Origin of the sequence: Kitasatospora sp. NPDC059088 (assembly GCF_042738155.1) — a bacterium.
Lineage (GTDB): Bacteria > Actinomycetota > Actinomycetes > Streptomycetales > Streptomycetaceae > Kitasatospora.
In genome coordinates this window covers 1-24,775 of sequence record NZ_JBHYGR010000141.1, presented here as the reverse complement: position 1 = coordinate 24,775, position 24,775 = coordinate 1, and the positions used below count along the sequence as shown (strand labels likewise).

The 24,775-nt window shown below is 73.6% G+C and carries 22 protein-coding genes and 2 tRNA genes; 10 read left to right on the top strand and 14 right to left on the bottom strand.

Going from position 1 to position 24,775, the window contains the following annotated elements:
* Window positions 1-166 precede the first annotated feature (166 nt).
* From rsrA to ACFWXO_RS38350, 4 genes are all read right to left on the bottom strand, one after another.
* Window positions 167-586, bottom strand: a complete 420-nt coding sequence (gene rsrA / locus ACFWXO_RS38365) for a mycothiol system anti-sigma-R factor (RefSeq protein WP_375894125.1) — start codon at window positions 584-586, stop codon at window positions 167-169.
* Window positions 583-1,488 (bottom strand): sigma-70 family RNA polymerase sigma factor, encoded by a 906-nt coding sequence (locus tag ACFWXO_RS38360; RefSeq protein WP_375894128.1) that lies wholly within the window; start codon window positions 1,486-1,488, stop codon window positions 583-585. The genes rsrA and ACFWXO_RS38360 overlap by 4 nt, the downstream gene beginning before the upstream one ends.
* Window positions 1,489-1,651: 163 nt before the next feature.
* Entirely contained in the window at window positions 1,652-2,290 is a 639-nt protein-coding gene (locus tag ACFWXO_RS38355) for an alpha/beta family hydrolase (protein WP_375894131.1), read from the bottom strand.
* 18 nt (window positions 2,291-2,308) lie between these two features.
* Window positions 2,309-3,061 (bottom strand): SOS response-associated peptidase, encoded by a 753-nt coding sequence (locus ACFWXO_RS38350; protein ID WP_380530042.1) that lies wholly within the window; start codon window positions 3,059-3,061, stop codon window positions 2,309-2,311.
* 166 nt (window positions 3,062-3,227) lie between these two features.
* Between ACFWXO_RS38350 and ACFWXO_RS38345 the strand changes: the two genes are divergently transcribed.
* From ACFWXO_RS38345 to hisN, 5 genes are all read left to right on the top strand, one after another.
* A complete protein-coding gene (locus tag ACFWXO_RS38345) occupies window positions 3,228-3,953 on the top strand; it encodes a M50 family metallopeptidase (protein WP_375894136.1) in 726 nt (241 codons plus the stop codon).
* A gap of 66 nt (window positions 3,954-4,019) precedes the next feature.
* The gene (gene aroA / locus ACFWXO_RS38340) at window positions 4,020-5,351 is read left to right on the top strand and encodes a 3-phosphoshikimate 1-carboxyvinyltransferase (protein ID WP_380530040.1); all 1,332 of its coding nucleotides are present in this window, start codon (window positions 4,020-4,022) and stop codon (window positions 5,349-5,351) included.
* Window positions 5,352-5,366: 15 nt separating this feature from the next.
* Window positions 5,367-6,422, top strand: coding sequence for a ribosome small subunit-dependent GTPase A (gene rsgA, locus ACFWXO_RS38335; protein WP_375894142.1), 1,056 nt, complete (start codon window positions 5,367-5,369; stop codon window positions 6,420-6,422).
* 130 nt (window positions 6,423-6,552) lie between these two features.
* Window positions 6,553-6,876: a multidrug efflux SMR transporter gene (locus ACFWXO_RS38330; RefSeq protein ID WP_188303055.1), complete on the top strand. Its 324-nt coding sequence runs from the start codon at window positions 6,553-6,555 to the stop codon at window positions 6,874-6,876.
* Window positions 6,877-6,920: 44 nt separating this feature from the next.
* Entirely contained in the window at window positions 6,921-7,718 is a 798-nt protein-coding gene (gene hisN, locus ACFWXO_RS38325) for a histidinol-phosphatase (protein ID WP_375894145.1), read from the top strand.
* Window positions 7,719-7,831: 113 nt separating this feature from the next.
* Here the strand turns inward: hisN and ACFWXO_RS38320 are convergent, their stop codons facing one another.
* Complete coding sequence (locus tag ACFWXO_RS38320; RefSeq protein WP_380530038.1) at window positions 7,832-9,307, bottom strand: catalase; 1,476 nt, start codon at window positions 9,305-9,307, stop codon at window positions 7,832-7,834.
* Window positions 9,308-9,412: 105 nt separating this feature from the next.
* On the opposite strand from ACFWXO_RS38320, the gene ACFWXO_RS38315 reads away from it, so the two are divergent.
* Window positions 9,413-9,838: a Fur family transcriptional regulator gene (locus tag ACFWXO_RS38315; RefSeq protein ID WP_380408749.1), complete on the top strand. Its 426-nt coding sequence runs from the start codon at window positions 9,413-9,415 to the stop codon at window positions 9,836-9,838.
* 19 nt (window positions 9,839-9,857) lie between these two features.
* Here the strand turns inward: ACFWXO_RS38315 and ACFWXO_RS38310 are convergent, their stop codons facing one another.
* The 4 genes from ACFWXO_RS38310 to ACFWXO_RS38295 all read right to left on the bottom strand — a co-directional run bounded on the left by ACFWXO_RS38310 (window position 9,858) and on the right by ACFWXO_RS38295 (window position 15,580).
* The gene (locus tag ACFWXO_RS38310) at window positions 9,858-11,831 is read right to left on the bottom strand and encodes a tetratricopeptide repeat protein (RefSeq protein WP_375894153.1); all 1,974 of its coding nucleotides are present in this window, start codon (window positions 11,829-11,831) and stop codon (window positions 9,858-9,860) included.
* 366 nt (window positions 11,832-12,197) lie between these two features.
* A tRNA-Met gene (locus tag ACFWXO_RS38305) sits at window positions 12,198-12,271 on the bottom strand.
* Between the two features lie 169 nt (window positions 12,272-12,440).
* Window positions 12,441-12,514: transfer RNA gene (locus ACFWXO_RS38300), tRNA-Met, on the bottom strand.
* A gap of 66 nt (window positions 12,515-12,580) precedes the next feature.
* Complete coding sequence (locus ACFWXO_RS38295) at window positions 12,581-15,580, bottom strand: UPF0182 family protein (protein WP_375894156.1); 3,000 nt, start codon at window positions 15,578-15,580, stop codon at window positions 12,581-12,583.
* A 211-nt stretch (window positions 15,581-15,791) separates the two neighbouring features.
* On the opposite strand from ACFWXO_RS38295, the gene ACFWXO_RS38290 reads away from it, so the two are divergent.
* On the top strand, window positions 15,792-16,364 hold the full coding sequence (locus tag ACFWXO_RS38290) for a PPA1309 family protein (RefSeq protein WP_375894159.1): 573 nt from the start codon (window positions 15,792-15,794) through the stop codon (window positions 16,362-16,364).
* A 194-nt stretch (window positions 16,365-16,558) separates the two neighbouring features.
* Here the strand turns inward: ACFWXO_RS38290 and ACFWXO_RS38285 are convergent, their stop codons facing one another.
* The 4 genes from ACFWXO_RS38285 to ACFWXO_RS38270 all read right to left on the bottom strand — a co-directional run bounded on the left by ACFWXO_RS38285 (window position 16,559) and on the right by ACFWXO_RS38270 (window position 19,883).
* Window positions 16,559-17,671 (bottom strand): PDZ domain-containing protein, encoded by a 1,113-nt coding sequence (locus ACFWXO_RS38285; RefSeq protein WP_375894162.1) that lies wholly within the window; start codon window positions 17,669-17,671, stop codon window positions 16,559-16,561.
* A 42-nt stretch (window positions 17,672-17,713) separates the two neighbouring features.
* The gene (locus tag ACFWXO_RS38280; RefSeq protein WP_375894165.1) at window positions 17,714-17,905 is read right to left on the bottom strand and encodes a hypothetical protein; all 192 of its coding nucleotides are present in this window, start codon (window positions 17,903-17,905) and stop codon (window positions 17,714-17,716) included.
* Window positions 17,906-18,179: 274 nt separating this feature from the next.
* The gene (locus tag ACFWXO_RS38275; protein ID WP_375894168.1) at window positions 18,180-18,620 is read right to left on the bottom strand and encodes a molybdenum cofactor biosynthesis protein MoaE; all 441 of its coding nucleotides are present in this window, start codon (window positions 18,618-18,620) and stop codon (window positions 18,180-18,182) included.
* Window positions 18,621-18,734: 114 nt separating this feature from the next.
* Window positions 18,735-19,883 carry an NAD-dependent epimerase/dehydratase family protein gene (locus ACFWXO_RS38270; protein WP_188303064.1) on the bottom strand — a complete coding sequence of 383 codons (1,149 nt, stop codon included), beginning with the start codon at window positions 19,881-19,883 and terminating at the stop codon, window positions 18,735-18,737.
* A gap of 200 nt (window positions 19,884-20,083) precedes the next feature.
* Here ACFWXO_RS38270 and ACFWXO_RS38265 point away from each other — a divergent pair, with 200 nt between their 5' ends.
* Window positions 20,084-21,634 (top strand): zinc-dependent metalloprotease, encoded by a 1,551-nt coding sequence (locus tag ACFWXO_RS38265; protein ID WP_375894172.1) that lies wholly within the window; start codon window positions 20,084-20,086, stop codon window positions 21,632-21,634.
* The gene (locus ACFWXO_RS38260; protein WP_380530034.1) at window positions 21,631-22,218 is read left to right on the top strand and encodes an NUDIX hydrolase; all 588 of its coding nucleotides are present in this window, start codon (window positions 21,631-21,633) and stop codon (window positions 22,216-22,218) included. Before ACFWXO_RS38265 ends, ACFWXO_RS38260 begins: the two co-directional genes overlap by 4 nt.
* 216 nt (window positions 22,219-22,434) lie before the next feature.
* Here ACFWXO_RS38260 and ACFWXO_RS38255 read toward each other — a convergent pair whose 3' ends face one another.
* A complete protein-coding gene (locus ACFWXO_RS38255; protein WP_380530032.1) occupies window positions 22,435-23,121 on the bottom strand; it encodes a M48 family metallopeptidase in 687 nt (228 codons plus the stop codon).
* A 333-nt stretch (window positions 23,122-23,454) separates the two neighbouring features.
* Between ACFWXO_RS38255 and ACFWXO_RS38250 the strand changes: the two genes are divergently transcribed.
* Complete coding sequence (locus tag ACFWXO_RS38250; RefSeq protein WP_380530044.1) at window positions 23,455-24,534, top strand: ThiF family adenylyltransferase; 1,080 nt, start codon at window positions 23,455-23,457, stop codon at window positions 24,532-24,534.
* The last annotated feature ends 241 nt before the right edge of the window (window positions 24,535-24,775 follow it).

The window sequence follows — 24,775 nt, the reverse complement described above, 5'->3', positions numbered from 1 at the left end:
CTCGTGGGCGTTGGGGCCCCCCCACACCCCACCACCAGGGTGGGGGGGCGCGGGCGCCCACCGGGGGGCGCCCCCGGGGGCCGCCGCCCCCGGGGCCCGCTGAACTCCCTGCCCGAACCGCTCGGCACCGCCCTCGCCGGCGGGCCGTACGGGCCGCTGCGCCGGACTACTCGGCCGGCGCTCCGGCCTCGACCGGCGCACCGGGGCGCACGCCCGGCGCGTCACCCGCGTCCTCGCGCGCCTGCACCGGTCTGGGCGCCGGACGGGCCGCCTCGACGTGCACCTCGACGGTCGTCTCCACGGCGACCACCACCGGCTCGCCCGAGCGCTGCCCGGCCCGGATCGAGTCGATCCTGGCCAGGACCTTGCTGCGCAGGTCCGTCGGGGTGTCGTCGCAGCCGCAGGAACGCTTGATCAGCGCCTTGATCGCCTGCTCCAGCCCGTACTGCTTCAAGCAGGGCGAGCACTCCTCGAAGTGCACGCGCAGCTTGGCGCAGTCGCCCTCGGCCATCTCGTTGTCGAGGAATTCATAGAGGTGGTCGAGGACCTCGCCACACTCGGTTTCGTGCGGATCGCCGCAGCTCATGAGCCCGAGCCCTTCGCTTCCTGCCCTGCCCCGCTGCCGGCCGGGACCAGCCCGCGCTCACGGGCGTAATCCTCCAGCATGCCGCGCAGCTGCCGGCGGCCACGGTGCAGCCGGGACATCACCGTACCGATGGGAGTACCCATGATGTCCGCGATCTCCTTGTACGCAAAGCCTTCTACGTCCGCGAGATACACGGCGATCCGGAATTCCTCCGGGATCGCCTGGAGCGCGTCCTTCACGTCGCTGTCGGGCAGGTGGTCGAGCGCCTGGGTCTCGGCCGAGCGCAGACCGGTCGACATGTGCGACTCGGCCCTGGCCAGCTGCCAGTCCTCGATCTCCTCCGCCGCGGTGCGCTGGGGCTCCCGCTGCTTCTTGCGGTACGAGTTGATGAACGTGTTGGTGAGGATGCGGTACAGCCAGGCCTTGAGGTTGGTGCCCTCACGGAACTGGTGGAAGGACGCGTACGCCTTGGCGAACGCCTCCTGGAGCAGGTCCTCCGCATCCGCGGGGTTGCGCGTCATGCGCAGCGCCGCCGAGTACATCGGGTCGAGGTAGCCCAGGGCGTCGCGCTCGAAGCGCTCCCGCCGGGCCTCCTCGGACTCCTCCGCCGACACCCGGAAGGTGTCCTCACCGATCGCCTCGGCCAGCTCCTCACCGGTGAGCGCCTCGCCCGCAGGCAGGGCCTCGTCCGGGCCACGGCCCGGATCGGCCTCGTGCTCGGTCCCGACGACCGGACCCACCTCCTCGGCATGACGGGCACGGCCCACTGCGGGCCGCCCAGAAATGGAGGATATCGGGCTGACGGGCTTCTCGCCCGCGTCGAGCCAGTCCGACCAGGAGGGGGCGAACGCCGCGGCGGCCTCGCGCTCCTCCGGCCGTTCGGGGCACGCGATCGAACCCATCTGCCCTACCTCTCACCGGTGACTCATGCTGACGGACACGACAACCACACCGGCCCCGCCCGCATTCCCGCCCGCACCCGCCGTTCACTCGCACGAGTGAGCGAGCGGAAACACCCTGCTCACGGCCCCTCACACGGGCACCGGAGCCACAGCGGCACCGGCGTCACAGCAGCCCCAGCACCCAGTCCCCCACCGCCGAGCAGATCAGCTCCAGCACCTCGTCCTGCCCCACCGACGCCCGCTTCGGCACCTCGAACCCGTGGTTCCCGTACGGCAGCGCCACCAGCTCGTGCCCCGCCGGCAGCTCCGGGAACTCCGCCGGCCCGCCGAACGGGTCCGCCGCACCCTGCACCACCAGCGTCGGCAGCCCCGACCCCAGCAGCTCCTCGGCACGGCTCTTCTCCGGCTTCCCCGGCGGGTGCAGCGGGAACGCCAGCGCCACCACCCCCACCGCACCGCTCGCCGCCCCCGTCCGACAGGCCACCCGCGCCCCCGCGCTGCGCCCGCCGACCACCAGCGGCAGCCCGGCCCCGGCCAGCCGCTCCGCGACCGGCAGCCAGCCCACGTCCAGCGTCCTCGGCGCCGGGCCCAGCTTCTTCCCCGCCACCCGCCACGGCTGCTCCACCAGCGCCACCGTGATCCCCCGCTCCGGCAGCCGCCCGGCCAGCGCCACCAGGTCCCGGGCACCGGTCCCGCCGCCCGCCCCGTGGCCCAGCGCCAGCACCGCCCTCGGCGCGGCCGCCCGGTGGTAGGTGATCCGGGCGTCCCCGGCCCCGGTGGTGACGAGTTCGGAGGTGGTCATCCCGGCAGCTCCCAAGTCTCAGAACAGTGTGGTCTCGTACTCGACCTCGGTCCACGGCTCCTTGAGCTCCGGACCGTTGTTGCGGATGTTCCCGACCGCCGGCGACACCGGCGTGGCCAGCAGCGCCCCCGGCGGCGGGGGTATCAGCAGCCGGCGCACCTCCTCCGGGTCGCCCAGCCCCGGGTCCAGCCACTGCCCCCAGTCCCGCCGGTCCAGGAACAGCGGCATCCGCTCGTGGATCGGCGCCAGCGACTCCTCGGCGTCCGTGGTCACGATCGTGAAGGTCACCAGCCAGGCCTCCGGGTGCCCCGGCGGCACCGCCCGGTTGCGCCAGAACTCGTACAGCCCCGCCAGCGCCAGCGGGACGCCGTCCGCCCGGGACACGAAGAACGGCTTCTTGCGCGCCTTGCCCCGCTCCCCCGGCACCGTCTGCCACTCGTAGTAGCCGTCCACCGGCAGGATGCACCGGCGCGAGGCGAAGGCCTGCCGGTAGGCCGGCTTCTCGTGCACCGTGTCCGAGCGCGCGTTGATCATCTTCACCGCCGTCTCGGCGGAGTTCGACCACTGCGGCACCAGCCCCCAGCGCAGCGCCCGCAACTGCCGCACCGGCCGCGCCGCCCCCTTGGCCAACCGCTCCAGCACCACGTACGCGCTGTTGGTCGGCGCCACGTTCCAGTTCGGGTCCAGGGACTCCTCCGGGTCCCAGAACTCCACGTCGAACAGCTCGACGACGTCCTCCGGCTTGCTGCTGGCTGCGAAGCGACCGCACATGCGGGCCAGCCAACCACACCGCGCCCGCTCAGCACTTCCTCATCCACGGAGCAGAACCGCCCGCTCCCCTCCGCCCGTCCCCGCATGGGAGGCTGCCCCGAACGGCCCAACCCGGCCCGAACGGCGAATCACGACACAGCACAGCGAACGGAGGCGCAGCCCGCCGATGAACCCGAACAACCAGAACCTCGGCGAACTGTGGGACCGGGTCACCGGCACCCAGGCCGCCCCGCCCGGCTGGCTCGTCCTCGCGACCGGCTGCGCCGCCCTGCTCGCCGTCCTCGCCCGCCCGCTCTGGCACGTCACCCGCAACGCCGTCACCATCGCCCACGAGGGCGGCCACGGCCTCGCCGCGCTCGCCACCGGCCGCAAGCTCGCCGGCATCCGGCTGCACTCCGACACCTCCGGCCTCACCCTCTCCTACGGCCGCCCCACCGGCCCCGGCATGGTCCTCACCGCCGCCGCCGGCTACACCGCCCCCGCCCTGCTCGGCCTCGGCTGCGCCGCCCTGCTCGCCGCCGACCGGATCACCCTGCTGCTCTGGCTCGCCATCGCCCTGCTGCTGGCCCTGCTCCTGCGGATCCGCAACGCCTTCGGCCTGTTCACCGTGCTCGTCGCCGGCGGCGCCTTCTTCCTGGTGTCCTGGTTCGGCAGCGCCCAGGTCCAGGCCGGCTTCGCCTACCTCGGCTGCTGGTTCCTGCTGTTCGGGGCGGTCCGCCCGGTCCTGGAACTCCAGCACCAGCGCCGCACCGGCTGGGCCCGCGACTCCGACGCCGACCAGCTCGCCCGGCTCACCCACGTCCCCGCCCTGGCCTGGGTCACCGTCTTCCTGCTCACCGCCCTCGCCTGCCTCGCCCTCGGCGCCACCTGGCTGCTGCAACCCCTCCACTAGATCACCGCCGTCCCGCCATCCGGCCGCAGCAGGGGCCGTTCCGTCACGGACCCTAGACTGGCCCCCATGACCGACTCCTTGTGGCCCGCCCCCGTCGCCAGCGCCCCCGTCGACGCCACCGTCACCATTCCCGGCTCCAAGTCGGTCACCAACCGGGCCCTGGTGCTGGCGGCCCTCGCCGACGGACCCGGCTGGGTGCGCCGCCCGCTGCGCAGCCGCGACTCCCAGCTGATGGCCGACGGCCTGCGCGCCCTCGGGGTCACCATCGAGGAGAAGGTCAACAACGACTCCGGCGGCACCGGCGGCGGCGAGGCCTGGCGGGTCATCCCCGCCCCCGCGCTGCGCGGCCCCGCCAACGTCGACGTCGGCAACGCCGGCACCGTCATGCGCTTCCTGCCCCCGCTCGCCGCCCTCGCCGACGGCCCGGTCCACTTCGACGGCGACCCGCGCAGCCACGAGCGCCCCCAGCACGGCGTGATCAACGCCCTGCGCGCGCTCGGCGCCCGGATCGAGGACGGCGGCCGCGGCAGCTTCCCGCTCACCGTCCACGGCACCGGCGGCCTCGACGGCGGCCCGGTCGAGCTGGACGCCTCCTCCTCGTCCCAGTTCGTCTCCGCCCTGCTGCTCTCCGGCGCCCGCTACCACCACGGCGTCGAGGTCCGGCACGTCGGCGGCCCCGTCCCGTCGCTGCCGCACATCCGGATGACCGTCGAGATGCTGCGCCTGGCCGGCGCCCAGGTCGACGCCCCCGAGGACGGCGGTGAGAAGGACGTCTGGCGGGTCACCCCCGGCGCCCTGCTCGGCCGCGACCTGGTCGTCGAGCCCGACCTGTCCAACGCCGCCCCGTTCTTCGCCGCCGCCCTGGTCACCGGCGGCCGGGTCACCGTCCGCGACTGGCCCCGCCACACCTCCCAGCCCGGCGACCAGCTGCGCGACCTCTACTCCCGGATGGGCGGCGCCTGCGAGTACACCGACGAGGGCCTCCAGTTCACCGGCACCGGCAGGATCCACGGCATCGAGGCCGACCTGCACGACGTCGGCGAGCTCACCCCGGTGATCGCCGCCGTCGCCGCCCTCGCCGACTCCGAGTCCCACCTGTACGGCATCGCCCACCTGCGCCTGCACGAGACCGACCGGCTCGCCGCCCTCGCCAAGGAGATCAACGACCTCGGCGGCGACGTCAGCGAGACCGAGGACGGCCTGCGGATCCGCCCCCGCCCGCTGCACGGCGGCATCTTCCACACCTACGAGGACCACCGCCTGGCCACCGCCGCCGCGGTGCTCGGCCTCGCCGTGCCCGGCGTCGAGGTGGAGAACGTGGGCACCACCGCCAAGACCCTGCCCGACTTCCCCAAGATGTGGGCGGAGCTGCTCGGCGGAGCGGCCGCGGACGCCTGAGCGGAGACTTGAACCATGCGCCGCTACGGCAAGGACGCCGACGAGGACGACATCCGCAACCGCCCCGCCCGCCGGGGCTCCCGGCCGCGGACCCGGATCCGGCCCAAGCACGAGGACGCCGACGAGGCGATGGTGCTGACCGTCGACCGCGGCCGGATCACCTGCCTGGTCGACCCGGGGACCAAGCAGGAGCGTGAGGTCGTCGCCATGAAGGCCCGCGAGCTGGGCCGCAAGGGCGTCGTCGTCGGCGACGTGGTCAACCTGGTCGGCGACCTCTCCGGGGACGCCGACACCCTCGCCCGGATCGTCCGGGTCGAGGAGCGCAGCTCCGTGCTGCGGCGCACCGCGGACGACGACGACCCGTACGAGCGGATCGTCGTCGCCAACGCCGACCAGCTGGCCATCGTCACCGCCCTGTCCGACCCGGAGCCCCGCCCCCGGCTGATCGACCGCTGCCTGGTCGCCGCCTACGACGCGGGCATGGAACCGCTGCTGGTGCTCACCAAGTCCGACCTCGCCCCGGCCGGGCCGCTGCTGGAGTCGTACGCCCCGCTCGGCATCGACTACGTCGTCACCCGCCGGGACGAGCTGGAGACCGCCGGCGCCGAGGCCGTCCGCGAGCACCTGCGCGGACTCTCCACGGTGTTCATCGGCCACTCCGGCGTCGGCAAGACCACCCTGGTCAACGCCCTCGTCCCGGACCGGCGGCGGCAGACCGGCCACGTCAACGCCGTCACCGGCCGCGGCCGGCACACCACCGTCTCCGCCCTGGCCCTGCGGCTGCCCCCGCCGCCCGGCGTCAAGCCCGGCTCGAAGAAGGCGCTCGACCCGGGCTGGGTGATCGACACGCCCGGCTTCCGCTCCTTCGGCCTCTCCCACATCGACCCGTCCCGGGTCATCCTCGCCTTCCCCGACCTGGAGCCGGGCACGGTCGACTGCCCGCGCGCCTGCAGCCACGACGAGCCGGACTGCGCCCTGGACGCCTGGGTCGCCGACGGCCACGCCGAGGCCGCCCGGCTCTACTCGCTGCGCCGTCTGCTGGCCAGCAAGGAGGCCCGCGAGGGCGACTGAGCCCGGCGGGGGCTCCGCCCCTTCCCCGAGGCTCGCGGCCCGTTCGAGGTGTCGGACCGCCCCTCCCTGGCGATCATAGGAAAGTCGGGCCGGACACGGCCCGTCCGTCGATCGACAGGGAGGGCGCGCGATGGCATGGGCCCTGGTGATCCTGGCCGGCCTGCTGGAGACCGGCTTCGCGATCAACCTCAAGCTCAGCGAGGGCTTCACCAAGCTCTGGCCCACCATCAGCTTCTGCGTGTTCGCCCTCAGCAGCTTCGGGCTGCTCACCCTCTCGCTCAAGAGCCTGCCGGTCGGCCCCGCCTACGCCGTGTGGACCGGCATCGGCGCCGCCGGCACCGCCATCTACGGCATGGCCTTCCTGGACGAGACCACCTCGGTGCTCAAACTGGTGTCCATCTCCCTGGTGATCGCCGGCGTGATCGGCCTCCAGCTCAGCGGTTCCGCCCACTGAGCGCCCGCCCTCCCCGGCCGACCCGCTGAGCTAGGGTTTCGGGCATGGCCGACTACCACGACGATCTCCGACTCGCCCACGTCCTCGCCGACTCGGCCGACTCGGTCACCCTGGAGCGCTTCCGCGCCCTCGACCTGAAGATCGAGACCAAGCCCGACCTGACGCCGGTCAGCGACGCCGACAAGGCCGCCGAGGAGCTCGTGCGCAGCATCCTCCAGCGCGCCCGCCCGCGCGACGCCGTGCTCGGCGAGGAGTTCGGCCTCCAGGGCTCCGGCCCGCGCCGCTGGGTGATCGACCCGATCGACGGCACCAAGAACTACATCCGCGGCGTCCCGGTCTGGGCCACCCTGATCGCCCTGCTGGAGGACGGCCCGGACGGCGTGGAGCGCCCGGTGGTCGGCATCGTCTCCGCCCCGGCGCTGCAGCGCCGCTGGTGGGCCGCCAAGGGCCTGGGCGCCTACGCGGGCCGCAGCCTGACCAAGGCCTCCCGGATCCACGTCTCCGGGGTGTCCCGGATCGAGGACGCGTCCTTCTCGTACTCCTCCCTCACCGGGTGGGAGGACCGCGGCCGGCTCGACCCGTTCCTGGACCTCACCCGGGCCTGCTGGCGCACCCGCGCCTACGGCGACTTCTGGTCCTACATGATGGTCGCCGAGGGCGCCGTGGACATCGCCGCCGAGCCCGAGCTGTCGCTCTGGGACATGGCCGCGCCGTGCATCGTCGTCGAGGAGGCCGGCGGCAGCTTCACCGGCCTGGACGGCGTCCCCGGCCCGGGCGGTGCCGACGCGGTGGCCACCAACGGCCTGCTGCACGACGAGACCCTGCGGCGGCTCTCCGTCTGAGCCGCTGTTCGCCCGTTCGCCCCCGGAGCGCTCCCGGGGCCCCGGGCGCAATGGTGCGGGCCCTGTGACCAGTGGGAGCTGGTCACAGGGCCCGCTGCTCGTTCCGGCCCGTCCTACTGCTTGCGCAGCTCCCGGACCGCCGCCTCCAGCCGCTGCCCGTAGTCGGCGTCGGCCTTGCGGAAGTTGTCGATCGCCCGCTCCACGATGTCCTCGCGGTCGGCCGAGACCTTGGCGATGAAGCCGGCCAGGTTGGCGATCAGCCGCTGCTTCTCGTCCTCCGTGAACAGCCGGTACAGGTCGCCCGCCTGCACGAAGTCGTCGTCCTCGGCGTGCGAGGGCGCCGCGTGGGTGCCGGTGGGGCCGTCGACCGCGGTCGCGGCCCAGAGCGGACGGCCGGTCTGCACCGGGCCGCCGAAGCTGTTGGGCTCGTAGTTCTTCTGCCGGCCGTGGCGGCCGTCGTACAGGTACCCGTCCCGGCCGTTGGTGCGGGCCTCGGTGGCGTGCGGGCGGTTCACCGGCAGGTGGTCGGCGTTGATGCCGACGCGGTAGCGGTGGGCGTCCGCGTAGGCGAACAGCCGGCCCTGGAGCATCTTGTCCGGGGACGGGCCGATGCCGGGCACGAAGTGCGCCGGGGAGAAGACCGACTGCTCGACCTCGGCGAAGACGTTCTCCGGGTTGCGGTTGAGCTCCAGCCGGCCGATCTCGATCGGCGGGTAGTCGGCGTGCGGCCAGACCTTGGTCAGGTCGAAGGGGTTGAAGCGGTAGCCGGCCGCGTCGGCCGCCGGCATGACCTGGACCTGCACCGTCCAGCTGGGGAACTCGCCGCGCTCGATCGACTCGCGCAGGTCGCGCTGGTGGCTGTCCGGGTCCTCGCCGGCGAGCCGGTTGGCCTCGGCCTGGGTGAGGTTGCGGATGCCCTGGTCGGTCTTGAAGTGGTACTTGACCCAGAAGTGCTCGCCGGCCTCGTTCTGCCACTGGAAGGTGTGCGAGCCGTAGCCGTTCAGGTGGCGGTAGCTGGCCGGGATGCCGCGGTCGCCGAACAGCCAGGTCACCTGGTGGGTGGCCTCGGGCGACAGGCCCCAGAAGTCCCAGACGTTGTCGGCCTCCTGCGAGCCGGTGTACGGGTCCCGCTTCTGGGTGTGGATGAAGTCGGGGAACTTGATGGCGTCCTTGATGAAGAACACCGGGGTGTTGTTGCCGACGAGGTCGTAGTTGCCCTCCTCGGTGTAGAACTTCAGCGCGAAGCCGCGCGGGTCGCGCACCGCGTCGGCCGCGCCGAGGTTGCCGGCCACCGTGGAGAACCGGAGGAAGACCTCGGTCTGCTTGCCGACCTCGGACAGGAACCCCGCCCGGGTGAAGGGCGTCACGTCGGCGGTCACCGTGAAGGTGCCGTACGCGCCGGCGCCGCGGGCGTGCACCACGCGCTCCGGGATGCGCTCGCGGTTGAAGTGCGCGAGCTTCTCGAACAGCAGCTGGTCCTGGATCAGGGCCGGGCCGCCGGGGCCGGCGGTCTCGGTGTTCTGGTTGTCCGCGACGGGGGCACCCGCCTCGGTGGTGAGGGTCGGGCGAAGCTCGTCCTGCGTGGTCATGGCGGGTTGCCTCCGGGGGATCCGATCGTGATGACACGATCCTAACTTGGACTTCGTCCAAGTCAATACTGGCCCTAATCTCGGAGCTTGACTTATTCTGGTCCCATGAGTGATCTGCTGGAGAGACTGCGCGGACGCGGCTGGCGGCTGACCTCACAGCGCCGCGTGGTGGCCGAGGTCCTCGACGGCGAGCACGTCCACCTCACCGCGGACGAGGTGCACGCCCGCGCCGCCGCCCGCCTGCCCGAGATCAGCCGCGCCACCGTCTACAACACGCTCGGCGAACTCGTCACCCTCGGCGAGGTGCTGGAGGTCGCCACCGACGGCCGCGCCAAGCGCTACGACCCCAACGCCCACCGCGCCCACCAGCACCTGGTCTGCTCCGGCTGCGGCGCGATCCGCGACGTCCATCCGCACGGCGACCCGCTCGCCGCGCTGCCCGCGGCCGAACGCTTCGGCTTCGCCGTCACCACCGCCGAGGTCACCTACCGCGGCCTGTGCCCCGACTGCCGCCACCGAAGCGGCAGTTGACGCCCCGCCCGGACGGGCCCTACGCGCTCAGCTCGGCGTGCAGCGCGCCCAGCAGCCGCCCGGCCCGCTCCGCGACCTCGGCCGGACCGTAGTCGATCGCCCGCCGGCACCAGTTCTCCGCCTGCACCGGCTCGCCCCGGCGCAGCGCCAGCAGCGCCAGCCGCAGCGCCGCCCGGCCGTGCCCGGCGTCGGCGGCCCGGGTGTACCAGAGCATCGCCTCCGCCTCGCAGTCCTGCCGGGCCAGCAGCAGCCCCAGGTTGAACGCCGCGCTGCGACTGCCCGCCCCGGCGGCCCGCCGGTACCAGCTCTCGGCGATCTCCAGCGCCCCGCGCTCGGCCGCCCGCACCCCCATCCGCACCTGGGCGCGGCGGTGCCCGGCATCGGCCGCCAGCGCGTACCAGTGCTCGGCCTCGGCGTCCGCGTCCCCCCGCCGGTCCAGCACCGAGGCCAGCCGGAAGGCGCCCTCCGCCGAACCGCCGGCCGCCGCCTGCCGGTAGCGCTCCAGCGCGCCGGACAGGTTGCCGCGCTGCTCCTGGGCGACCGCCAGCTGCAGCGCCGCCTCGCCGTGCCCCTCGGCCGCCGCCCGCGCGTACCACTCCTGGGCCTGCCGCGACTCGCCGCGCCCGGCGTGCAGCACGCCCAGGTTGAAGGCACCGTCCACGCTGCCGGCCTCGGCCGCCTTGGAGAACCACGGCTCGGCACCGGACTCGTCGCCGCGCTGCAGCAGCACCACGGCCAGCGCGTTGCAGGCCTCCCGGTGCCCGGCGTACGCGGCCCGGCGGTACCACTGCTCGGCCTGCTGGTCGCGGCCGGTGCCGGCGCAGAGCAGGCCGAGGTTGAAGGCGCCGTTCTGGTCGCCCGCGTCGAGCGCAGTGCGGTACCAGTGCTCGGCGGCCTTGGCCTCGCCGCGGCTCGCGTGCAGGGCGCCGAGCGCGTTGGCGGCATTGCCGTCGCCCGCCTCGGCGGCCTCCTGCCACCACTCGGCGGCGGCGGCGACGTCCCCGGAGTCGCGCAGCAGGAAGCCGAGCGCGCAGGCGGCCCGCGGCTCCCCGTTCTGCGCGGACTGCCGGTACCAGCGGGCGGCCTCCTCCAGCAGCGACCGGTCGGTGCGGGCCCGCTCCTCCAGCAGCACGCCCAGGCGCAGCGCGGCGCGGGCGTGGCTGCGGGCGGCGGCCGTGCGGTACCAGGCCTCCGCGGTCTCCTTGTCCCCGGCGGCCTCGCGCATCCGGGCCAGCCGGTAGGCGGCCTCACGGTGCCCGGCGTCGGCGGAGACCTTGAACCAGCGCTCGGCCCGCACGTCGCGCCGGTGCTCCATCAGGTCGCCGAGGGCGTAGGCGCCCAGCGGGTGGCCGTGGTCGGCGGCGTAGTGCAGCCAGTACTCGGCGGCCTCCTCCTCGCCCTGGTCGCGCAGCTGCAGCCCGAGCGCGTGCGCGGCGGGGGCGCTGCCCGCCACCGCCGCGTGGCGCCACCACTGGCCGGCCTCGGCGCGGTGGCCCTGCTGGTGCAGCAGGACGCCCAGGTTGTTGGCGGCGGCCCGCACCCCGGCGGCCGCGGCGGCCCGCAGGTACGGCTCGGCGTCCTCCAGGTCGCCGCGGCGCAGCAGCAGGGTGCCCAGGCGGCCCGCGGCGTCCGGGTCGCCGCCGTCGGCGGCCTGCCGGTGCCGGGCCTCCAGGGCGGCGGACTCGCGGGCGGCCAGCGCGGTCTCGAAGCTGGTCGGGTCCAGCCCGGCCGGGTCCAGCGCGGCACCGGCCGGCGCCTCCTCACCGCCCGCCCCGTACGGGCCCACGGCGGCGGAGAACTGCCGGGTGGAGACGTGCACCAGGCTGTCGGGCCCGGAGCCGCCGACCGCGGGGCGCTCGGACAGCCCGCTGGTGCGCTGGGCGGGCAGGGCTCCGGGGCGGCTCTCGGGGCTCTCGGCGCTCTCCGCCCAGGCGTCGGTGTCCGCCTCGACGGCCGCACCGGACTTGGCGCCTGACTTGCCGATCAGCCTCATGCCGACTCCCGCTCCCCCAGAGTGTCGCGGCATCGTGCCCCGGCCGACGGCCGGGGGGACTCCCAGGAGAGGTGCCGGACCGGACGGCCCGTCAGCGGCCGTGCACCGTCCCCCATGTGTCCCATCGTCGCATCACCCGCTACCCGCGTACACCTGCCCCGGCCGAATTCGAGTGGGGCGGACCCGAAGCCGACGGAATTGCTTCGGCGCTTTGTCGATTTCCCGACACTTGCGCCCCACAAACCCCGGTGCCGTCCCCGTTGGCGACGGTCGATAGTACCGGAGCGGTTCCCGCCGCTTCCGGACGGAAACGTCCGGGTACGACAGAGGCCCGGAGGAATGATCCTCCGGGCCTCTGACACTGAGTAGCGGGGACAGGATTTGAACCTGCGACCTCTGGGTTATGAGCCCAGCGAGCTACCGAGCTGCTCCACCCCGCGTCGTTGATCAAACTTTAGCACGGTTTCGACGGGGCCCGACACCACCGGCCGGCGGCCCCCGCCCACCGCGGCCGCCACCCCCGGACCCGGCAGGACTCCGGACCCGACCGGGGCCCGGATACGACAGAAGCCCGGAGGATTTTGATCCTCCGGGGTTCCTGCTACTGAGTAGCGGGGACAGGATTTGAACCTGCGACCTCTGGGTTATGAGCCCAGCGAGCTACCGAGCTGCTCCACCCCGCGTCGGTAAGAGAACCGTAGCACGGACGCGGGGTGGACCCAAAAACGGTCACCGCAGCTCAGCGGGGACTAGGGGTGCGGACTGGCCGCCCCCGAGCCGGTCGGCGTCGCCGTCGGCGCCGGTGCCTGGCCGCCCGCCCGGGCCGCCTCGGCCGCCTTCAAGGCGTCGCCGAGCGCCTTCTGGGCGTTGCCGTACGCCACCCAGTCGCCGTTCTTGAACGCGGTCTGGCTGTCGTTGTACGCCTTCTCCGCGTCCCCGAGCGCCCGCTGGAGCTCCGGCGAGATCGTCCCGCCCGGCGCCGGGGTGCCCGGCGCGGTGGGCGTCGGCGTCGGCGTGCCGGCGCCGCCGGGCGTCGTCCCGGTGCCCGGGGACGTCCCGGTGCCCGGCGTCGCCCCGCCCTGGCTGGACGGCGCCACCGGCGTGGCCGGCGGGGCCTGCCCGGCGAACAGCTTGCGCAGCGCGTCGTCCAGGGTGTTCTCGAACGCCACGTTGTCGTCCCCGTACACCGCCAGGACCTTCTGCAGCGTCGGGTACTTGGCGCCGCGCCCGCGCACGTACACCGGCTCGACGTTCAACAGCCCGCCGCCGACCGGCAGGGTCAGCAGGTTGCCGTACTCCAGCTCGGTGTCGCCGCCGCTCTTCAACGCGAAGATCTGGTTCGCCACCTCCTGGCGGGAGTTGAACTTCGACTGCACCAGGCCGGGGCCGGGGGCGCCGCTCTCGCCGGTCATCTTGAGGATGCGGATCTTCCCGTAGTCCTCGCCCGGGTCCGCGTTGACGGCCATGAAGGCCGCCAGGTTCGGCCGCTGGTTGGGCACGAAGGTGCTGGTCAGCGAGAAGCTCGCGGCCTGGGCGTCCGGCATCCGCACCGTCACGTAGTACGGCGGCTGGACCTGCTTGGTGTCACTGGTCGGGTCCACCGGGACCTGCCAGATGTCACTGCCGTTGAAGAAGGAGTTGGCGTCCGTCACGTGGTACTGGCCGAGCAGGTCGCGCTGCACCTTGAACATGTCCTGCGGGTAGCGCAGGTGCGGCAGCAGCGTCGCCGGGATGTCCGACTTCGGCTCCACGGTGCCCGGGAAGGCCTTCATCCAGGTCTTGAGGACCGGGTCCTTCTCGTCCCACTGGTAGAGCTTCACCTCGCCGGTGTAGGCGTCCACCGTGGCCTTGACCGAGTTGCGGATGTAGTTGACCTGGTTGGCGGCGGTCAGCAGCTCACCGCGCTGGTTGGTCAGCGAGTCCTTGGTCGCCGTGCCCAGCGTCGTCTTCGACGAGAACGGGAAGCCGTCCGAGGTGGTGTAGCCGTCCACGACCCACACCACGTGGCCGTCCTGCACCACCGGGTACGGGTCGGCGTCGATCGACAGCCACGGCGCGACCTTCTCCACCCGCTCCTTGGGCGTCCGGTTGTAGATCACCTTGGCGCCGTCGGTGATCGCCCCCGCGTACAGCATCTGCGGCTCGGCGAAGCGCACCGCGTACGCGGCCCGGGTGATCGGGTTGTCCAGCGAGACACCGCTGTCACCGGTGTACGTGTACTCCACGTTCTGACCGGTCTTGACGTCGGTGTAGTCGATCTCCTTGTTCGAGCCGCCGACGATCGAGTACGTCGTCGTCTTCTCGCCGTAGTAGATCCGCTGCTCGTAGTCGCCCAGCGCACCGGTGGCCGGCAGGCCGGACTCGGTGAACACCGGCCCGCCCTTGTCGTCGACCTGGTTGCCCTTGGCCAGCGCCGCGCCGTAGCCGTGGGTGTACTTGAAGTGGTCGTTGATCCAGTTCCGCTGCACCCCGTTGAGGTCCAGCTCGCGCAGGCCGATCACGGTGTCCTGCTTGCCCGTGGGCGTGCTGTAGCGGTCCACCGAGAGGGTGCTCGGGAACGCGTAGTAGTTGCGCTGCTGCTCCAGCGACTGGAACGTCTGCGACACGATGTTCGGGTCCAGCAGCCGCACGTCCGCGATGGTCTGCGCGTCCGGCTTCAACGCGTCACCCGTGGTCGAGCCCTGCGGGCTGTACGGGGTGGTCTGCGCGTCCGCGATCCCGTACGCCTGCCGGGTCGCGTCGATGTTCTTCTGGATGTACGGCGTCTCCTTGGCCTGCTCGTTCGGCTTGACCTGGAACTGCTGCACGATCGCCGGGTACAGCCCGCCGATCAGCACCGCCGACAGCACCATCAGCCCCAGCCCGATCAGGGCCGGCGCCCAGGTGCGGCGGATCGGCGTCAGGAAGAACAGCACCGCGCAGATGATCGCGACGAAGAACAGGATCGTCTTCGCCGGCAGGAACGCGTTGGCGTCCACGTAGCGCAGGCCGGTCCAGCCCGAGACCCCCTTGTAGGAGCCGGTCTTCACCGCCAGCGCGTACCGGTCCAGCCAGTACGCCACCGCCTTCAACAGCACGAACACGCCCAGCAGCACCGCCAGGTGCCCCTGCGCGCCCGCACTCGCCCGCCGGCCCGGGCCCTGCAGCCGCAGCCCCCCGTACAGGTAGTGCACCAGCGCCGAGGTCAGCAGCGAGACGATCACCGCGCTGAACGCGAAGCCCAGCACGAACTCGTAGAACGGCAGGTCGAAGGCGTAGAACGAGACGTCCATGCCGAACTGGGCGTCCTTCTCACCGAAGGACGTCGCGTTCGTCCACATCAGCCAGGTCCGCCACTGGCCGGACGCCGCCGCGCCCGCCACCAGGCCGATCACCAGCGAGACCCCGATCAGCGCCCAGCGCTTGAACGGCGCCAGGCCCGCCCGGTAGCGGTCCAGGCTCTGCTGCTCCACCGACATCGCCGACAGCGGCGGCCGCAGCCGGTGCGCCAGCCACACGTTGAAGCCGACGATCACCGCCATCAGCAGGCCGAAGACCCCGAACAGCCCGACCTTCGTCCACAGCTGGGTGGTGAACACCGAGGAGTAGCGCACCGACCTGAACCACAGCCAGTCCGTCCAGAACCCGGCGAACATGACGAACAACAGGAACAGCACCGCGAGTACGCCCAGGGTCAGCAGGGCCACCCGCGCCCGCCGGGAGGGCGGGCCCACCCTCCGCCGGAAACCCGGCCCTGAGCGTTCCGGCATCTGGAATACCACGGTGGCACCTCAGCTGTGTCGTCTGGAATCGGTCGGTCGTCAGAGCAACTTAACCAGTCTTCGACCGAGTTCCCACCGTTAGCAGACGGTTACGACACCGTTCGCCCGCAACCCCCCACCGCCCCGCCCGGACACCCCGCCCCGGGCCCCCGGGACCGCCCCGGCGAGCGGGCGCCGCCCGGCGTGTGAGGATTGAGTCATGTCCGACGCGCCTGATCTGAACAACTCCCCCGACGACGTCTCCAAGCTCCCCGCCGCCACCCCCCTCACCCGGGCCGCGCTGGAGATCGACGAGTACGCCGCCACCCTCGGCTGGGACCTCCCGGCCCGACTGTTCGCCCTGGTGGACAGCGCCGCCCTGCGCAAGGCCGACCCGCGCATCGCCAAGCAGCTCGGCCTCGCCGACAGCGACGAGCCCGGCCTCACCCCGGTCGAGCAGGACGAACTCCCGGCCGGCATGGAGCTCGACAAGTTCCTCGGCACCATCGCCTGGCCCGCCGCGGTGGCCGGCTGCGCCCTGGTGGTCGAGCGGCTGATGCTGCCGCCGGGCGCCGAGCAGTCCCGCCCGCGCGGTGCCAGCGACGCCCAGCTCGCCGAGTGGGTGGCCAACCACCCCAAGCGCGAGGAGGTGCGGATCACCGCCGCGGTGCTGCGCGACGGCAAGAAGGAGATCGCCCTGCGGCTGCGCTCCAAGGACGTCGCCCGCGAGGTGCTGACCGGCCCGGACCTGGTGCCCGGCCTGACCGAAGCGCTGCTGGCGACCTTCTCCTGACGCCGGTTCCCGCCCCCGCCCAGGGCCCGCCTAGGGCCTGTCCGGCGGATCTTGGCAGATCAGCGCGCGGCGTTGGGCGCCCGGCTGGGCGTGCGCCCGAGTCGGCCTCGTACTGGACGTACTTGGGCGATTCGGGCGTGCGTCCAGGCGGGATGCCCGGCGTCGCGCGCCTGGCAAGATCCGCCGGACAGGCCCTAGCGGGGGCAGGACGGCAGCGCCGAGGCCTGCCCGGAGCGGATCTGCTCCAGCGACTTGAGCGCGCCGTCCAGGGTGTCCGTCTTGATCAGGGTCAGCCCGGACGGCACGTTCTTGGTGGCCTCGGCGCAGTTCGAGGCGGGGGTGAGGAAGTACTCGGCCCCGGCGTCCCGGGCGGCGATCAGCTTCATCGATATCCCGCCGATCGGGCCGACCTTGCCGTCGTCGTCGATGGTGCCGGTGCCCGCGACGAACTTGCCGCCGGTGAGGTCGCCGCCCGGGGTGAGCTTGTCGATGATGCCGAGCGAGAACATCAGCCCGGCGCTCGGGCCGCCGACGTCCTGCAGGCCGATGTCGATCTGGAACGGGTAGGTGTGCCGGATCCCGGTGCCGATGCCGACCACCGCGAGCTCGGCCCGCTCGGCCGGCGCCTTCGGGTCGAGGTCCTTGGCCCGGACGGTCGGCACGGTGACGTCGGTCCTCGTCCCCGGGGTGGCGGAGCCGTTGCCGGAGGTGTCCTTGGCCCGCGGCACCACGGTGAAGACCACCGACTCACCGGGCTTGTGCTTGGTGACGGCGGCGACCACCTGGTCCACCGAGTCGACGGCGGCGCCGTCCACCGCGACGATCTGGTCGCCCGCGTGCAGCCGGCCCTCGGCCGGGGCCCCCGCGGTGACCGACTTCACGATCAGCTCGTTGCCGACCGGGACGCCCAGCTGCTTGAGCGCGGCGGTGCGGGCGCTGTCCTCGGAGGAGGCGAACTCCTCGGCGTTCTGCTTCTTGGCGTCGGCGTCCGACTGCCCCTTGGGGTAGACGTTGTCGTGCGGCACCACCAGCACGTCGTCGCGCATCCAGCCGATCACCGCGTTGACCAGGCTGGGCTCGTACTTGGCCCCGGTGACCTGGACGGTGGTCATGTTGAGGTGGCCGCTCGTCCGGTACGAGTCGTGGCCGGTGATGGTGATCACCGGCTTGCCCCCCTGCTCGCCGAGCGTGTTGTACGTCGGGCCCGGGCTCATCTCCGTGTACGGCACCTTCATCAGCACCGAGACGCAGAGCAGCGCTATGAGCAGCAGGGTGGCAGCGAGCATCGTCGCGGAGCGGCGTGGCATGCCTCGACAGTACGGGACGCCCGTGACGCGGCGCCCGCCGGGCTACCGGCCGGAACCCTCCCCGGGGGCGGCGGAGCCCGCGGTGGTCCGTTCCATCGCGGCCATGAAGCGCCGGTGCTCGGCGAGCGAGGCCGGGTCGCCGGTGGCCCTCGGGGCCCGCTGGGCCCACCCCGCCCACGCGGCCGCGACCAGGACGGCGACAACCGGAATGATCAGCCAGGCGAGCGCACCCATGTCAGTACTCCCAGCTCCTCGGGTCTATGAGCAGATTAACCACCCCGGCGGACAACGCGGCCGGCGCCATCCGGGTTACGGGACGGCCGATCGGCTCACTTCCAGGGAGTATCCGGCGCCCCCGGCCGGACCCGTTCGGGTGAGGCCGCGGCGCGCCTGACCCGAAGGACGTGCTCCGTGTGCGGGCGGTTGCACCGCGTCCGCGCGGACGGGCGGCCGCCCACCGCCCCGGGAACGGGAGTCCGGTCAGAAGCCCCCGGGGCCGGGAGTCCGGTCAGCAGCCCCCGGCGCCGACCCACTCCTCCTCGCCGTCGGCGAAGACCTGGTGCTTCCAGATCGGCACCTCGTGCTTGAGGTCGTCGATCAGCCGGCGGGCGGCCGCGAAGGCCTCCCCGCGGTGGGCGCAGGAGACGGCGACGATCACGGCCTTGTCGGTGATCTCCAGCCGGCCCACCCGGTGCACCGCGGCGAGGGCCCGCACCGGGAAGTCGGCGACGACCTTCTCGGCGATCCGGCGCATCTCCGCCTCGGCGGTGGGGTGGCAGCTGTACTCCAGCGCGGAGACCGACTTGCCGCCGTCGTGGTCCCGGACCGTCCCGACGAAGACGGTGGTGCCGCCGGCCGCGTCGTCGCCGACCGCCTCGTACACCTCGTCCAGCGAGAGCGGGGTGTCGCGGACGGCGAGCAGCCGGATGGGGTCGTGGTTCTCGGACATGACCCCATGATTCCCCATCGGGGGCCGATCGGGGCAAGGGGCTTCCGCATCACGATTCCGAAATTTCGCATCGTGAGAAACGACGCCCGCCGGGCGCCCCCAGCGGGTGCCGGCTCAGAAGCGGCGCCGCTTGCGGGCCCGGCGCACCAGCGCCGCCGTGCCGACCAGTGCCACCGTCGCCCCGGCCGCCCCCAGACTGGTCGCGGCCTCCTTGCCGCCCAGCCGGCGCCCCGCCACCGCGTGCTTGCCCGACACCTGCGCCAGCAGCTCGGCCAGCACCTGCTCGTTGGTGAACTCCGGACGCCAGCCCGCCTCGTGCAGCCTGCTCCCGGACACCACCCACGGGTACATCGTGTACGCCAGGTCGCCCGCCGGCGCCGGGGTCAGCCCCAGCCGGTGCAGCCGCGCCGCGGTGCCGAGCGCCAGCGCGGCCGGCAGCTCCATCCGCCGGATCCCCGACAGCCGCTCCACGTCCTCCTGCTCCAGCCAGCCGTCACAGCCGACCGTCACCTCGCCCTCCACCAGGCCCAGCGCCGCGTACTCCAGCGCCGCCGCCAGGTCGTCCACGTGGCAGAACTGCCAGCACGGACGCGAACCGGCCACCACCAGCAGCCGGGGCGCCTCGAAGTGCCGGGTCAGCACGGTGTCCACACCGGGGCCCACCACCACGGCCGGGCGCAGCACCGTCACCTGCAGCCCCGGGTGGGCGCGCGGCGCCCGCCGGGCCAGCCGCTCGATCTCCAGCAGGTCCCCGACCAGCGAGGCCTCCTCGGTCGCCCGCAGCTCCGAGTCCTCGGCCAGCGGCACCTCGTTGTCGGCCAGCGCGCCGTAGACCATCGCGGAGGTGCACAGCACCACCCGGTGCACCCCGGCGGCCGCGGCCGCGGTCAGCACCGTCTGGGCGCCGCGCACGTTGTAGGCGCTGCGGGCCCGCGGATCGGACTCCATGCCGAAGTCCATCGCCAGGTGCACCACCACGTCGACCCCGGCCAGCCGCTCGGCCACCGCGGGGTCCCGCACGTCCAGGACGCGCCACTGCACGCCCGGGACCTCACCGCGCCGGTCGTCCACCGCCAGCACCCTGCGCACGTGCGGGGAGGCCACCAGCCGGGCGGCGACCCGCTCGCCCAGCACCCCCGCGGCACCGGTCACGGCCACGGTCAACGGCCGCCCGCCGTAGGCTGGAGGCGGCGACGCCGTGGCGTCCGGATCGTCCTCTCCAGCGGTCAGCCCAGAGCGAACGTCCGAAGGCGGGGAACTCACCGGCCATCCTCCACGGTTAGCTTATGTGCGTACGGACGTGTGTCACGTACGTCCATCCTGCCCGAGGCGAAGGCCCGGCGGTGCACCCGGCGCGGGCCTGGCCCGCGGGAGCCGCCCACGAGTCCCCCGCTCCACCGGAGCCCCGGGCGGACCGCACTGCCCGCCACACCCGTATGACGGCCGACCGGATCGAGGACCCCGTGAGCGACCTTCCCTTCGGATTCGGCGTTCCCCCCGAGGAGCCCGAGGACGGCAAGGCCAAGCCCGACGACGCGCAGAAGAAGAAGGAGCAGGGCCAGGAAGGCACCGGCGGCCCCCAGCCGTTCGGCTTCGGAGCCGGCAACCCCTTCGGCGCGATGTTCGGCCTGCCCGGCACCCCGGGCGGCCCCGGCGGCGCCGGAGCCGACAACCCCTTCGCCGCCATGTTCGGCGGCATGAACCCCGGTGACCTCGGTGCCGCCTTCCAGCAGCTCGGCCAGATGCTCTCCTTCGAGGGCGGCCCGGTGAACTGGGAACTCGCCCAGAACATCGCCCGGCAGAGCGTCGTCGCCGAACCCGCCGAGGGCAAGAGCAAGGACCGCTCGGTCGGCGACGCCGAACGCTCCGCCGTCGTCGAGGCCGTGCGCCTGGCCGACCTCTGGCTCGACGGCGTCACCGAGTTCCCCTCCGGCGCCGGCACCGCCGTCGCCTGGAGCCGCGCCGAGTGGATCGAGGCCACCCTCCCGGTCTGGAAGGACCTCGTCGACCCGGTCGCCGAGCGGGTCGGCAACGCCATGGGCGGCGTCCTGCCCGAGGAGATGCAGGCCATGGCCGGCCCGCTGATGGGCATGATGCGCTCCATGGGCGGCGCCATGTTCGGCACCCAGATCGGCCAGGCGCTCGGCGCCCTCGCCGGTGAGGTCGTCGGCTCCACCGACGTCGGCCTGCCGCTCGCCCCGGCCGGCAAGGCCGCCCTGCTCCCGCAGAACGTCGCCGAGTTCGGCGAGGGCCTGAACGTTCCCGCCGACGAGGTCCGGCTCTACCTCGCCCTGCGCGAGGCCGCCCACCAGCGCCTCTTCGCCCACGTCCCGTGGCTGCGGGCCCACCTGCTGGGCGCCGTCGAGGCCTACGCGCGCGGCATCAAGGTCGACACCTCCCGCATGGAGGAACTCGTCGGCCAGCTCGACCCGAGCAACCCGGAAGCCCTCCAGGAGGCCCTGGCCGGCGGCCTCCTCCAGCCCGAGGACACCCCCGCGCAGAAGGCCGCCTTGGCCCGCCTGGAGACCGCCCTCGCCCTGGTCGAGGGCTGGGTCGACGCCGTCGTGCACGCCGCCGCCGAGCCCCACCTGCCGCAGGCCGGCGCGCTGCGCGAGACCGTCCGCCGCCGCCGCGCCGCCGGCGGACCCGCCGAACAGACCTTCGCCACCCTGGTCGGCCTGGAACTGCGCCCGCGCCGCCTGCGCGACGCCGCCCGGCTCTGGGCGCTGCTCGCCGACGCCCGCGGCGTCGAGGGCCGCGACGCGCTCTGGGAGCACCCCGACATGCTGCCCACCGCCGCCGACCTGGACGACCCGGACGCCTTCGTGCACCGCGGCAGCGGCGACCTGGAGGGCGGCTTCGACTTCGACGCCCTCGACAAGCTGCTCGGCGAGGCCGCGGCCGGCAAGCCCGACCTCACCAAGAACGACCCGCCCAAGGGCGACGCTCCGCAGAACGACGCCCCGAAGGGCGACCAGGACGGCACCGACGGAAAGGGCGAGCCCACCGCATGACGGCCACCGGGACGGGTACGTCCACCCTCCACGCGGACGCCGTCCGCACCCTGACCGACTGGCGGCCCGCCGAGCGGGACCAGGAACAGCTGCGCCTCGACTACCTCGCGCACCTCGCCGAGCAGCCCGAGGGCCTCTACCGGTCCTGCCTGCCCGCCCACATCACCGCGAGCGCGGCGGTCGTCGACCCCGCCGCCGGGCGGGTGCTGCTCACCCTGCACCCCAAGGTCGGGATCTGGCTGCAGATGGGCGGGCACTGCGAGCCGGGCGACGCCGACCTCGCCTCCGCCGCCCTGCGCGAGGCCGTCGAGGAGTCCGGCATCCCCGACCTCACCCTGCTGCGCCAGGACGGCGTGCCCGTCCCCGCCAAGCTGGACCGCCACCAGGTCCGCTGCACCGGCAAGGACCGGCCGGAGAACACCCACCTGGACGTCCAGTACATCGCGGTGGCCCCGGCCGGGGCGCAGGCGCTGATCAGCGAGGAGTCGCTGGACCTGCGCTGGTTCGACTACGACCGGCTGCCGGAGCTGACCGACCACTCGGTGCGCGACCTCGTCGCCCGGGCCCGGGCGCTGACCGCCTGACCGCCTGACCGCCTGACCGCCTGACCGATCGAAGCGCGACACGAAGAGGGGGGGGGGGGCCGCGCCGGGGCCGCCCCCCCCCCCCGCCCCCCCCCCCCCCCCCCCCGCCCCCCCGCCCCCCCCCCCCCCCCCCCCCCCCCCCCCCCCCCCCCCCCCCCCCCCCCCCGGGGGGGGGGGGCGCCGCGCCCCCCCCCCCCCCCCTCTCGCCGTCCGCCCTCACCCGCAGGAAGCCCCCGGATCCGACCCCGGCCCCGGCCCCGGCGCACCGTGCCGGGCCCCCGGGATGTGCGGCAGCCGGGCCGCCGACACCACACCCTCCAAGTAGCCGCGCGCCCGCTCCGTCCGCGGATAGGCCTCCAGCAGCGCCCAGAACGCCGGACCGTGGTCCGGCACCAGCAGGTGCGCCAACTCGTGCAGCAGCACGTAGTCCAGCACGTACTCCGGCATGCCCTGCAGCCGGTGCGACAGCCGGATCGTCCCCTCGCTGGGAGTGCACGAGCCCCAGCGCGAATTCTGGTTGGTCACCCAGCGGACCTGCACCGGCTGGGCCCGGCCCTCCAGATAGGCCGCCGACAGCTCCCGGGCCCGTGCCATCAGGGCGTCGTCCCCGAGGACCCGCCGACGCTCCTGGGCCGCGAGCTTCTCCAGCATCTGCGTGACCCAGCGCTGCTCCTCGGCGTGCGACATCCGGGCCGGGATCAGCACGACGGTGCGGTCGCCCTCGCGGTAGGCGGAGACCGTCCGGCTGCGCCGGGCGCTGCGCCGCACCTCGACCCGGCTGCGGTCGTGCGCCTCCGGGGGCACCGCCCCGGCGGGCGGGTGCTGCGGCCTCGCCTGCTGCTTGTCGTGCGGCTTCTCGCGCTGCTTCTCGTCCGGGCGCCCGCGCGTACTCGGCGCCGCCATCTGCGACCCGGACGCTGCACGGGCACGCCGACGCGACGCCGGTGGATGGGAGTCCCGCTCGGCTGCCATGGCACACGACGTTACCCGGTACCACTGACAGAAGTCCGGTGCCGTGGCCGAAATCTTTCATGGAGCGATCGGGAACGAAAGGCCGACGAGGGGTGTCCGGAAACCGACGCCAGGAAGGATGGGCAGTTATCCACAGGGCCTCCGAACAGATGGTGTGATCATGCGCCCGGGCCTGTGGATAACTTTCCGCACGCCCCCGCCGCCATGGGGCATGCTGCGGTCAGCCGTCCGGAAACGATCGGAAGGGAGACCACCGTGCGCCTCATGCTCAAGCCCGCGCTGTCCCGCAGCTGGCGGGACTCCGAGACCCTGCAGTTCGGCACCGTCACCCGGTTCGCCGGGGTGCTCGGCAACGCCGACAAGACGCTGTGCGAGTTCCTCGACCTGCTCGACGGGACGCGCGAACGACCCGAGCTCCTCTCCGCCGGCGAACGGATCGGACTCGGCCGCGAGCCCACCGACACCCTGCTGAGCGAACTGCAGGAGACCGGGCTGCTCGACGACGCGGAGGCGACCGGCCGGGCACTGTCGCACTTCCCCCGGCCCCACCAGGACATCCTCGGGCCCGACCTCGCCTCGCTCTCCCTGGTCCACTCCGGACCGGGCGCCGCACCGGCCGTCCTGGTCCGGCGCGCCAGGTCCAGGATCGAGGTGCGCGGCGCGGGCCGGGTCGGCGCGGCCGTGGCGACCGTGCTCGCGGCCGGCGGCGCCGGCACCGTCACCGTGGCCGACAGCGGGCGGGTCCGGCCCGACGACTGCTCCCCCGCCGGACTGCCGCCCTCGGACATCGGGCGGCTGCGCTCGACGGTCGCCCGCGAGGCGGTGCAACGCGCGACCGGCCGCCCACTGGCCCCGGTGCCCCGGCCCAAGAGCGACGACCCACCGCCCGACTTCGTGGTCCTCGCACCCCGGGACGGCAGCGCGGCCTTCGCGGGCGGGACGTACGAGGCCCGGCTGCTGCTCCGGGCCGGAGTGCCGCACCTGTACGTGGGCGTGGTCGAGGAGTTCGGCATCGTCGGGCCGCTGGTGATCCCCGGGCGGTCGGCCTGCGGGCACTGCCTGGTGCTGCGCCGGGAGGACGAGGACGCCGCCTGGCCACGGGTCCTCGCCCAGCTCGCGGACGACGGCCCGGGCCGGGCCCGCACCCCGGCCTGCGACACGGCCCTGGCCACGGCCGTCGCCGGCCTGGCGGCACTGCACGTCCAGGTGTACCTGGACGGCGGCCGACCGCCGAGCGTCGACGGCTGGTGCGAGATCTCCGCAGGCGACGGCATGCCCCGCCGCCTGCGGCTCCGAGGACACCCGGACTGCGGCTGCCTGTGGCAACCACTGCCGCCGAGCTGAGACACGAGGAGGACAGGAGGTACGAGGAACGCACCGGGCACCGGCCCGGGCGGCTGCGGGGCTCAGCAGCCACCCGACCCGGCGCCCGGGGCCGACACGGCCAGGACGCCCGGCCAGGTGAGCCCATGGCCAGGTGAGCCCATGGCCCGGGGGGGGGGCGCGGCGGGCGGCGCGGGGGGCGGCGGGGGCGGCGGGGCGAGTGTGAAACACAAAGACGGAAGGACCGAACCAACGACTGGGA